The 12,438-nt window shown below is 43.2% G+C and carries 7 protein-coding genes; all 7 read left to right on the top strand.

Going from position 1 to position 12,438, the window contains the following annotated elements; all coding sequences use genetic code 11:
- Nucleotides 1-752 precede the first annotated feature (752 nt).
- The 7 genes from KTR06_RS02825 to KTR06_RS02855 are packed head-to-tail and all read left to right on the top strand — an operon-like array spanning nt 753 to nt 12,436.
- The gene (locus tag KTR06_RS02825; protein ID WP_217289943.1) at nt 753-4,172 is read left to right on the top strand and encodes a TonB-dependent receptor; all 3,420 of its coding nucleotides are present in this window, start codon (nt 753-755) and stop codon (nt 4,170-4,172) included.
- A 20-nt stretch (nt 4,173-4,192) separates the two neighbouring features.
- The gene (locus KTR06_RS02830) at nt 4,193-5,926 is read left to right on the top strand and encodes a RagB/SusD family nutrient uptake outer membrane protein (protein ID WP_004296448.1); all 1,734 of its coding nucleotides are present in this window, start codon (nt 4,193-4,195) and stop codon (nt 5,924-5,926) included.
- A gap of 19 nt (nt 5,927-5,945) precedes the next feature.
- Nucleotides 5,946-6,737, top strand: a complete 792-nt coding sequence (locus KTR06_RS02835; RefSeq protein WP_217289944.1) for an endonuclease/exonuclease/phosphatase family protein — start codon at nt 5,946-5,948, stop codon at nt 6,735-6,737.
- 28 nt (nt 6,738-6,765) lie between these two features.
- On the top strand, nt 6,766-8,922 hold the full coding sequence (locus KTR06_RS02840; RefSeq protein WP_217289945.1) for an alpha-N-acetylglucosaminidase: 2,157 nt from the start codon (nt 6,766-6,768) through the stop codon (nt 8,920-8,922).
- A gap of 8 nt (nt 8,923-8,930) precedes the next feature.
- The gene (locus KTR06_RS02845; protein ID WP_217289946.1) at nt 8,931-10,073 is read left to right on the top strand and encodes a glycerate kinase; all 1,143 of its coding nucleotides are present in this window, start codon (nt 8,931-8,933) and stop codon (nt 10,071-10,073) included.
- A gap of 6 nt (nt 10,074-10,079) precedes the next feature.
- On the top strand, nt 10,080-11,336 hold the full coding sequence (locus KTR06_RS02850) for a GntP family permease (protein ID WP_009038939.1): 1,257 nt from the start codon (nt 10,080-10,082) through the stop codon (nt 11,334-11,336).
- 14 nt (nt 11,337-11,350) lie between these two features.
- The gene (locus KTR06_RS02855; protein WP_217289947.1) at nt 11,351-12,436 is read left to right on the top strand and encodes an acyltransferase family protein; all 1,086 of its coding nucleotides are present in this window, start codon (nt 11,351-11,353) and stop codon (nt 12,434-12,436) included.
- Nucleotides 12,437-12,438 lie beyond the last annotated feature (2 nt).

Genomic DNA, 12,438 nt, shown 5'->3' on the forward strand with positions numbered 1-12,438 from the left:
AGAGTTTTGGGCTCAGTTGTAATTCTTGGGGATTGGGGGGGATTTGATTCAGGGCAATCACATCCCTAAAAATTGATTCATTCCTGCACGGTTTTGAATCAATTGCCACTAATGATTTCATTAGTTACTTTTAGGTAATTACTTCCCTATTAATATGTATTTCATAGCCTAATGAGTTTTCGTTTGACTTAAGTCAAACGAACGCTTAACTTAAGTTGAACTATCGTTTGACTTAAGTCAAACGAAAACTCATTAGGCAATCAAAAAAATAATATAGGCAATCAAAAAAATAATATAGGCAATCAAAAAAATAATATAGGCAAGAAGAAAAAATAAAAGTAGCATAGTGGCGAGGTATAATTAACGATAGCATAGTTCATTCATTTCCGTACCGGAATGAATCTATTTTTAAGGGTGTGATTGCCCTGAATCAAATCCCCAAAATTTTCAGACTGAGCCGAGTTCTGGTGGAATCACTCATATGTGAGGTGGATGTTGCTCATTCTTTTTCAGGTAAAGACACTAATTTATGCATTAAATGAGAAAATACGATATCCACCCTTTATATTTTCTTTTAAAAACTATACCTTCGAAGTGGTTTCTTTCTTTTTTATCAAGTATGGATGGATTTCCGGCAAGTTCTCCTATATTTCCCGAATTAATATTCATTAACTTATTTGCCGTAATACTTTTTAATATCTCTTGTGTATTAGCTAATAGATATTGAACTATTAACTTTAAAGACTAATATTATGGAAAAAGATTCTCCTTTTTCATCCACCGGCAGAAGGTGTATTGTAACCCTAATGTGCATATTTGTCACTGCTTTTGTTTATGCACAACAGCAAAAAATATCGGTTAGTATCAAAGAGCTTCCTCTTAAAGAAGCTATCAGTCAGATAGCAGAGAAGGCATCGATGAATGTAGCCTATAGCAAAGAATTTGTGGATACGAGTAGGAAAGTGTCATTGGAGGTAAAAGACACAGAGATAAACAAAGCGCTAACTCTTTTGCTAAAAGGGACTAACATTGGGTTCCGTTTCCTGGATGACAGTATTTTATTTTATAATAAAGAATATCAAAATAAAACTGACCCTGTTGATTCGCAAGGAGAGAAAAAGGAACTATATGTGAAAGGTAAAGTTACTGACGAGAATGCGGAACCGATCATCGGAGCCACCATATCGGTAAAAGGCTCGACTACAGGTACAATCACAGATATCAATGGTCAGTATTCCATCAAGGTACCCTATGGAAGTACACTTCGGTACTCATACGTCGGCTACCGTGAAGAAAGCGTCATAGCGAAAGCAACGACAGTAAACGTAGTGATGAAAGAGAATGCTGTCAGCCTGGAAGATGTAGTAGTTGTAGGTTATGGCGTGCAAAAGAAAGTGAATGTAACAGGTGCCGTATCTATGGTTAAAGCGGAGGCTATTGAGAACCGACCTATTACTAACGTAACTACAGGGCTACAAGGATTGTTGCCTGGAGTTAGTATTGTTTCCTCTTCGGGGCAGCCGGGTGCTGTGCCCAGCATCAACATTCGTGGTACGGGAACTATTAACAGTAGTACAGCACCTTTGATCTTGATTGACGGAGTAGCCGGGGGAGACATCAACTTATTGAATCCTTCGGACATCGAAAGCGTATCAGTACTGAAAGATGCCGCCTCATCAGCTATTTATGGAGCACGTGCCGCTAACGGTGTTATTCTTGTAACGACTAAAAAGGGAGAAAAGAAAGAACGGGTAGTATTCCAATATAACGGATATGCCGGATTCCAGACTCCCACAGCATTGCCCGAACTTGTTAACGGAAGGGAATACATGGAACTCTCCAATGAAGCCATGAGTGCTGCCGGATTTTCCAAGCCCTATACCCAAGAGGCTTTCGATAAATATGATTCGGGACTGTATCCCAACGAATATTCCAATACTGACTGGATTGACGAAATATACAAAAGCCGGGCTTTTCAAACGGGGCATAATGTGAGCGCACGGGGTGGAAGCGAGAAAACCGGATTTTTTATGTCGTATGGTTTCCTGGATCAGGATGGACTGGTTGTAGGTGACGGATATAGTTCAAAAAGACATAATGCGCGTATCAGTGTAAACACGGAGGTATATGATCGTTTGAAACTGACCGGACAGATGAGCTATGTCGATTTCTATAAAAAGGACTTAGGTTATAGCGGCACATCAGGAGTATTCCGCCTGTCGCAGCGTATGTCTCCGTTACTTCCCGTCATGTGGCAAATTCCTGATGAGAATGGCCGGATGGTAGATAGTGAGAACTGGTCGTACGGTTCGGTGCGTAACCCCTTGCAAGTAGCCTATGAGTCGGGAATGGAAGAACGGAAAACACGTGTGCTCAATGGTATTTTCAATGCAGATCTCAAAATTATAGACGGACTGAATGCAGGTATGCAGTACTCTGCTAATATATATACCCGCCAGGTGGATGAGTTTAACCCGAAGATGTTGTCTTATTACTCGGACGGTAGCCCGTTGAAAGCAAATGAAGATGCCAAGGACTATATCTCACAAAGCCATCTTGACGTTATGACCCAAACGCTGCAATTCACCCTGAACTTTAATAAAACCATAGGACGCCACGAGTTGGGAGCATTGTTGGGATTTTCGCAAGAGTGGGAAAACAGAAGCACACTGGGTGCTACGCGTGATAATGTGATGGTTGAGGATATTCACGTTATTAGTGCCGGAATGATTAATTTTATGAATAGCGGAACAAAAGATGAGTGGGCTTTACGTTCTTACTTTGGTCGTGTCAACTATGCTTTTGACGGTAAATACCTGTTTGAAGCTAACCTGCGTGCCGACGGAACTTCAAGATTTGCCAAGGGCAATCGCTGGGGATATTTTCCATCGTTCTCGGCAGGATGGAACTTTTCACGTGAAAAATTCATGGAGTTCGCTACTTCGGTATTGAGCTCGGGTAAGCTGCGTGCTTCCTGGGGTGAGTTGGGAAATCAAAACATTCCCGGTAATTACTACCCTTACTTGTCACCTATCATAACCGAAGAGTCTTATCCTATCGGAGCTTCTAATACACCTGTTATGGGACTTTGGCAAAACAAAATCGGTAATCCCGACATCAAGTGGGAAACCATCCGCATGCTTAATTTCGGGGTAGACCTTAGTTTTTTGAACAATAGACTGAATGTGGACTTTGATTGGTATAAGAAAGAAAATATTGATGCATTGGTTCGTCCCGATGTTCCGGCTATTGTCGGGGTTTCCAGTAGTAACGTAGGTTATGTCAATCTTGGTAAGATTGATGTCAAAGGATGGGAACTTAATCTGTCATGGCGTGATAAGATCGGAAGTGTAAATTACAATCTCGGGTTCAATCTGTCGGACGCCCGTAATAAGATTACCGATTTGGGTGGAACTCCGGAGTCGCTGACCAGTACGGCTTCCGGTTCGTATCGTCGGGTAGGTGATCCGATAGGTGCTTTCTATGGTTATCTGACTGATGGGCTGGCGCAAGTGTATGACTTCGAATCGGTGAATACAACTACAGGTAAGTACCAGAAACCAAAATTTCCTCTTGTTGCATCACAAAACGGCATTGTACAGCCCGGAGATATTAAGTATCGGGACATCAGTGGTCCTGACGGCGCTCCCGACGGGGTAATTGATGACTACGACAAAGTGGTGTTTGGCGAGAAAGAGCCCCATTACACCTATGCAATCAAGGGTGGTTTGGAATGGAAAGGCATTGATTTCAGTTTCTATTTGCAAGGCGTAGGCAAAGTTGCCGGTTACCTTGAGGATGAGGCTCGGCATGCGTTTATCAATGACTACTCAATCCCTAAAAAAGAACATCTTGACAGATGGACGCCTATGAATCCAAATGCTTCTTATCCCAGACTTTATCAGTCGCAGGAGCACAACAGGCTCTTCAGTGATTACTGGAAAGAGGATGCATCGTACTTGCGCCTGAAGAATATTCAGATAGGTTATCGTTTTCCTGCCCGAATGGTGGCACCTCTTGGTATTAATAGTCTTAGAGTATATGCTTCGGCAGATAACTTGTTTACTAAAACCGATTACTTCGGAGCTTATGACCCTGAAGTGAGGACCACCAGCGGAGATGTCTATCCGCAAGTAAAAACCTATGTTTTTGGATTATCAATAACATTCTAACCTATTAAACGACTATAAAGATGAAATACTCAAAATACTTTTTAATCATTGCTTTCTTTGGTATAGTTACCTCATGTAGCGATTTCCTGGATAGAACGAACCCTAACGAGCCGGACAATGTAACATTCTGGGTGAATGAAGATCAGCTTAAAAATGCCTTGCCTCCCTGTTACGAAGCTTTGCAAAAAGACTATCTCGTGAATTGGAGTGAATCGACGGCCGAAACTGTCATGTGGGGGAATATTACTAGTGGACTAAGTAAGGTTTCGGGAGGCAAGCACTCTTATACTGACGGCTTCCCCTTCACTACCTATTGGACAGGAGCATATAGCTATATTTATCGCTGCAATAATTTTCTGGACAACTATAATAAAGCGCAGGTAGCTCAAAATAAGAAGGACGTTTATGCCGCAGAAGTAAAAACTATCCGGGCGCTTATGTACTTTTACCTCACGGTGTTTTGGGGTGATGTACCTTGGGTAGGAGAAGTCATCCAGCCCGAAGATGCATATATCGAACGTACTCCCAGAGAGAAAGTCATTGACCAGCTCGTCGAGGATTTGAAATGGGCGGCAGAGCGCATGCCTGAAGAAAGGTATACGGGCGATAAACTGGGAAGGCTTGACCGCTGGGGCGCTTTAGCCATATTGGCACGTATTGCTTTGCAAAACGAAAGATGGGAACTGGCTGCAAAAACGAGTGAATATATCATCGAAAACAGTCCCTATGGTCTGTATGAATATGAAAAACTATTTCATCACGAAGGGGATGTCGAGAATGATCCGAAAAATATCGAAGCCATCGTATATAGCCTTTTTGTACCCGAAATCCGTACACAAAGTCTGCCCAATGAAACTTGCAGTCCGACAGATTATATACGCCTCAATCCAACGAAGTCGTTAGTGGATGCTTATCTGTGTACAGACGGTAAACCGGCAAAAACCGGATTGGAATATTATAAAAAGACCGGTGTGCAGACCTCATCGTTATACAAGTCGCCTGAAGAGCATTATGTGGATTACTTCCAGAACAGAGATCCTAGAATGAAGATGACTTTATATGCTCCGGGTGACAAATGGCCGGGAGGAGATGACGGTGACCCTGATACGGATAAGGCCAACGAGATATTTAATCTGCCTCGTTTTGCTTCATTGCAAGATAATAATCGTGTGGGGGCAAATAGTCGTACAGGTTTCTATCTGAAAAAGTATAACGATATTGATTTGGCCGGCTCAAGTGTGGGGGGACATGGGAATCTCAATGTCATCCGCTTTGCCGAAATCTTGCTGATTTATGCCGAAGCCACTTTCGAACTACAAGGTAAGAAACTGACACAAACACAGATTGATTACTCCATCAACAGGCTTAGAGATCGTGTGAATATGCATCGTATGAACCTTGACGAACTTAGCGCATGGGGGATGGATCTCGAAACCGAATTGAGAAGAGAACGTCGCATTGAGTTGGCAGGTGAAGGAACAAGATACGCCGATGTGATGCGTTGGCGTGAAGGCGAACTTCGCTTTGGACGTGCCATCACCGGTCCCAGCCTGAAAGTTTGTATGAACGATTTGGGCGCCAACCCATATCCCGATACCGGAGTAGATGAGTTTGGTGATGTTATCTACGAAAAGTCTACTGCGGAAGGCGGAGCACGCTACTTCGACGCAACGAAACATTATTTGTGGCCCGTGCCTAATCCCGAGCGTCAGAAGAATCCTCTGTTAGGACAAAATCCGGGCTGGGAAAAGTAATCATTAAAAAATAGAAACCATGTATTCAATGAAGAAATATTTATTATTGTTTTTATGCCTGACTTTGGGTGTTGCATACGCGCAAGATACTCTACGGGTACGGGTAATGACCTATAATTTAAGATTTGGCGAACTGGCATCTTTAGAGGAACTTGCTCATCACATCAAATCCTTCAAGCCTGATTTTGTGGCGCTTCAGGAAGTGGATAGCAAAACAGACCGTAAGCGTACCCCGCATCAGAAGGGGAAGGATTTTATATCCGAACTTGCCTATCATACAGGGATGTTTGGGCTTTACGGAAAAACGATTGACTATTCTACCGGTTATTACGGTATTGGGATGTTAAGTAAATATCCATATATTTCTGTCCAAAAGATAATGCTGCCCCATCCGATCAAAGAGCATGAGAGACGGGCCATGCTGGAGGGATTATTCGAAATGGGTAATGATACCATTGTTTTTACCTCTACGCATCTGGACGTCAACTCTCAAGAAACAAGGGCGGAGCAAATAAAATTTATTACCGGGCATTTCAAAAATTATAAATATCCTGTAATTTTGGGAGGTGATTTCAACGCGCGTCATTACTCCGAGGCAATACGTGGTATGGATAGCTGGTTTGCTGCGAGTAACGATGATTTTGGAATGCCGGCATGGAAACCTGTGATTAAGATCGATTACTTGTTTGCTTACCCGCAAAAAGGATGGCGTGTGATTAGTACGCAAACTGTTCAGTCGCTTTTGTCAGACCATTTACCGATTATTACGGAACTGGAATATGTGAAAGAAGCATCGAAGAAAAAATATTGATACTCACTTATAACATTTATGATTTTCTATGATACATACAATAATCAAGTATTTACTGATTTCAGCAACGCTTTTTTTCTGCTCATGCCACAAGCCTAAGACGGATATTATCACCCCCGCCAAACAGTTAATAGAACGTCAGATTGGGGAAAGAGCACAGTCTATCCACTTTGAATATATCGAACCATCCGACGGTAAAGATATATTCGAAGTGATAGCAAGCGACGGCCGGCTTACCCTAAGGGGAAGTAGCTCTGTTGCTATCTGTTACGCTTTTCATACGTACATGAAAGAGGCCTGCAAGAGTATGAAAACATGGAGCGGTGAACACATAACGTCGGTGATGCCGTGGCCTGATTATGAATTGTATGAACAGGTGTCCCCTTATGAGTTGCGCTATTTCCTTAATGTTTGTACATTCGGCTACACTACCCCTTACTGGGACTGGGAGCGTTGGGAAAAGGAAATTGACAGGATGGCTCTTTATGGTGTAAATATGCCCTTGGCTACCGTGGCCAGCGAAGCCATTGCGGAACGGGTATGGCTGCGTATGGGATTGACCAAAGAAGAAATCCGTGAGTTTTTCACTGCGCCTGCACACCTTCCCTGGCATCGCATGGGCAATCTGAACAAGTGGGACGGTCCCTTATCTGATGCCTGGCAGCAGAACCAAATCGCTTTGCAGCATCAAATCCTGACCCGTATGCGCGAGTTGGGTATGCAGCCCATAGCGCCTGCGTTTGCAGGTTTCGTGCCGGAAGGATTCGTGCAGAAACATCCCGACACACAATTCCGGCACATGCGGTGGGGTGGTTTTGATGAAGAGTACAACGCCTATGTATTACCACCAGATTCACCTTTTTTCGAAGAGATAGGCAAACTGTTTGTCGAAGAGTGGGAAAAAGAGTTTGGAGAAAATACGTATTATCTCTCGGACAGTTTTAACGAGATGGAACTGCCTATCGATAAGGCAGATAAAGAAGCGAAATATAAGTTATTGGCCGAGTATGGAGAAACGATCTATAAATCAATTACAGCCGGAAACCCGGATGCCGTTTGGGTTACACAGGGATGGACATTCGGATATCAACATTCATTCTGGGATAAAGAATCGCTTAAAGCCTTGTTAAGCAATGTACCTGATGATAAAATGATTATCATTGATTTGGGCAATGATTATCCGAAATGGGTGTGGAACACCGAGCAGACATGGAAAGTACATGATGGGTTTTACGGAAAGAAATGGATATTCAGCTATGTACCCAACTTTGGTGGGAAAAACACCATGACAGGAGACTTGGACATGTATGCTAGTTCCTCGGTCAAAGCATTACGTGCCGCAAATAAAGGTAACTTGATTGGGTTCGGTTCTGCCCCTGAAGGACTCGAAAACAATGAGGTTGTTTACGAACTGTTAGCCGATATGGGATGGTCATCGGATAGTATCGACTTGGACGATTGGATGAAGATATACTGCGAGGCCCGTTATGGGGGCTATCCCGATGCCATGGAGGAAGCTTGGAAACTTTTTCGGAAAACAGCATATAGTTCTTTATATTCATACCCCCGTTTTACCTGGCAAACTGTAGTACCCGATCAACGGCGGATCAGTAAAATCGACCTTAGTGATGATTACTTGCAGGCTATACGTTTGTATGCTAGTTGCGCTGACGAACTGAAAAGCTCTGAGTTATACAGAAACGACCTCATAGAGTTTGTTTCGTATTATGTAGCGGCTAAAGCTGAAAATTTTTATAAGCAGGCCTTGAAAGATGATTCGGAGAATCGTGTTCTCGCAGCGCAACGTAATCTGCAACAAACTGTTGATTTGTTGATGGACGTTGACAGGCTATTGGCTTCTCATCCTTTATATCGATTAGAAGAATGGGTGGAACTTGCGCGCAATAGCGGAACAACTCTTCAGGAAAAAGATGCTTATGAAGCAAATGCCAAACGCTTGATTACAAGTTGGGGTGGTATTCAGGAGGATTATGCTGCTCGTTTCTGGAGCGGGCTGATTAAAGACTACTATATCCCTCGTATACAGCTCTATTTCACAAAAGACCGGAATAAAATCCGAGAATGGGAGGAGCAATGGATTACATCTCCCTGGAGTAACAGTACGACTCCGTTTGATGATCCGGTCGAGGCTGCATTGAATTTAATAGAGAAAACAAATAAGTGATAGCTTTTATGAAAAAGATTGTATTGGCATTCGACTCGTTTAAAGGTTCGGTCGGTTCTTTCGAGATAGCGAAAGCTGCCGAAAAAGCGATTCAGGAGGAATTACCCGACTGTCAGATTATACGTTTCCCCATAGCTGATGGCGGCGAAGGGACTACAGAAGCTCTATGCTCTGCCCTTCATGCCCAAACGGTGTCATGTCGGGTGCATGATCCATTCATGAAGCCAATCGATGTATCGTATGGCATCGTAAACAATGGTGCGATGGCTATTATCGAAATGGCCTCGGCCTGCGGTCTGCCATTAATCGATTCAAGTCGGAGAAACCCCATGAAGACTACGACTTATGGAGTTGGAGAGATGGTTGCTGATGCATTAAAAAGCGGGTGTCGGGAATTCATTATCGGGATCGGCGGAAGTGCTACGAATGATGCGGGAATAGGTATGCTGAAGGCTTTAGGCGCACGCTTTTTAGATAGCGGAAACGGTGAGTTGGAACCTGTCGGTGAAAATCTGATAAAAGTCCATCAAATAGATATTTCCCAATTAAATCCGGCATTGAAGGAGAGTCGTTTTACGATTGCCTGTGATGTTAGTAATCCATTTTTTGGAGAAGAGGGTGCGGCCTATGTATATGCTCCCCAAAAAGGGGCAACTATGTTGCAAGTGATAGAGTTGGACAATGGGTTGCGGCATTATGCACAGATGATAAAGGAATATACAAATATGGATATATCGCAGCTTCCCGGTGCCGGAGCAGCCGGAGGAATGGGAGGCGGCCTGCTTCCGTTTTTGAATGCAGAATTGCAATCCGGAATAGAAGTTATATTGAAAACGCTTCGTTTCGAGGAGGTCGTCCGACAGGCAGACCTGATACTGACCGGAGAGGGGAAACTGGATCGCCAGACTGGTATGGGAAAGGCGTTGGACGGAATTTTACGTGCCGGTGAGAGATGTCAGGTTCCGGTGATAGCGTTGGGGGGAGCGGTCGAAGCCACCGAAGCGCTTAATAGGATGGGGTTTACTGCCGTACTGCCTATTCAACCTTTTCCGGTAACACTTGAAGAGGCGATGCGACCGGAGTTTACGAAAGAAAACATAGAGAGAACGGTGCGACAGGTGGTGAGAATCATAAAACAATTTACTAAATAATACTCAATGACAGCGATAGGCGCATTAATCGGGCTTTCATTATCCATACTGTTAATCATAAGAAAGCTTTCTCCGACATACAGTCTGATTATCGGAGCGATAGTCGGAGGGTTGTTGGGGGGACTATCTTTAAATGAGACTGTTACGGTGATGACCGAAGGGGTGAAAGAGGTCACCCCGGCGGTATTGCGGATTCTGACAGCCGGAGTCTTATCAGGCATATTAATACAAACCGGAGCTACCACGGTCATCTCCAATGCGATTATAAACAAAATGGGTGAAAAACGGGTATTTATGGCATTGGCACTCGCAACGATGTTGCTTTGTACGGTAGGCGTATTTATTGATGTGGCTGTGATAACCGTTGCGCCGGTGGCTCTTTCGATAGGCAAGCGTCTAAACCTGTCTCCATCTGTATTGCTTATTGCTATGATCGGGGGAGGTAAATGTGGAAATATCATATCACCTAACCCGAACACCATTATAGCAGCCGGAAATTTTAATGCAGATCTATCGGCTGTAATGTTTGCCAATATTTTACCGGCAGTGATCGGTTTGTTTTTCACTGTTTTTGTTATTGTCCGTCTGATGCCTCAAACAGTGAAAAACAAAAAAACGATGATGCAAACAGAGGATAAAGAGGAAGAGAGAAATTTGCCCTCGTTAAGAACCAGTCTGATTGCTCCTGTTGTTACGATTGTTTTATTGGCATTACGTCCTGCGGCAGGAATCAATATTGATCCTTTGATAGCTTTGCCGGTAGGTGGTTTATGTGGTGCTATCTGTATGAAACAATGGAAAAATATTCTTCCCAGTATAGAATATGGACTGCAAAAGATGTCTGTGGTAGCTATTCTGTTGATAGGAACCGGAACTATTGCCGGTATCATAAAGAACTCTTCTTTGAAAGATTGGATTCTTACAGGATTGGATCATGCTCATATGAGTGATGCATTGATTGCTCCTATATCAGGCGCGTTGATGTCGGCGGCTACCGCATCGACAACAGCCGGAGCGACACTGGCTTCTTCTTCGTTCGCTGAAACGATATTGGCTATAGGCATTTCTGCAGTTTGGGGAGCGGCTATGATTAATTCCGGAGCTACAGTTCTTGACCATTTGCCACATGGTTCGTTCTTTCATGCGACAGGAGGCGTATGCGAACTCAATTTTAAGGAACGTCTGAAGCTGATACCTTATGAATCGCTTATAGGGATAGTGTTAGCTGCCGGAACGACTATTTTATATATAATAAGTAATTAAAAGAATCAAATATTATGAATCCGAACAAACGGTTACTTTCGCTTGATGTACTTCGGGGTATTACTGTTGCCGGGATGATCTTGGTCAACAATACAGGAAAGTGCGGGTATAACTTTGCCGCTTTTGCACATGCCAAGTGGGATGGCTTTTCGCCGGCCGATCTGGTATTCCCGATGTTTATGTTCCTGATGGGTATTTCGACCTACATCTCCTTGTGTAAGTATAACTTCCAGTGTCGACCGGCCATTGCGAAAATCATAAAAAGAAGTCTCTTATTAATATTTATTGGTCTGGTTATGGAGTGGTTCATTACATCAATCGATAGTGGTAACTATTTTGATTTGAGTCAGCTCCGGTTGATGGGAGTTATGCAACGGCTTGGGATTTGTTATGGCATTACAGCCTTATTGGCTGTAACAATACCACATAAGCGGTTTATGCCATTAGCCATCATTTTGCTGGTTGTCTACTTTATATTTCAGTTATTTGGAAACGGATTTGAAAAGAGTGCGGATAATATCGTCGGGATGATTGATTCGGCTATTTTAGGATCTAACCACATGTATCTTCAGGGCCGCCAGTTTGTCGATCCCGAGGGGATACTTAGTACGATTCCCGCTGTGTCTCAAGTGATGATCGGTTTTGTTTGCGGAAAGATAATCATCGACATTAAAGATAATGAACGTCGGATGCTGAATCTATTCCTTATAGGTACCACGCTGTTGTTTGCCGGCTATTTGTTAAGCTATGCCTGTCCTTTGAATAAGCGTTTGTGGTCTCCTTCGTTCGTTTTGCTCACTTGTGGGATTGCGGCATTGTCATTGGCATTGCTGCTCTATATCATTGATGTGAAGCAGAATAAAAAGTGGTTTTCGTTTTTCGAAGCATTTGGCGCGAATCCGCTTGTAATTTATGTGTTTAGTTGCATAGCCGGAGGATTGCTTGTGCATTGGCATATCCATACGGCTGTATTCAATAATTTGCTTAACCCGTTATTCGGAAATTACTTCGGTTCATTTATGTACGGTGTATTTTTCCTGTTGTTCAATGGGCTGTTGGGATATGTTTTGTTAAAAAGAAAAATCTATATAAAATTATAAAT

The organism is Bacteroides sp. MSK.20.12 (genome assembly GCF_019052435.1).
In the GTDB taxonomy this organism is placed as follows: domain Bacteria; phylum Bacteroidota; class Bacteroidia; order Bacteroidales; family Bacteroidaceae; genus Bacteroides; species Bacteroides xylanisolvens.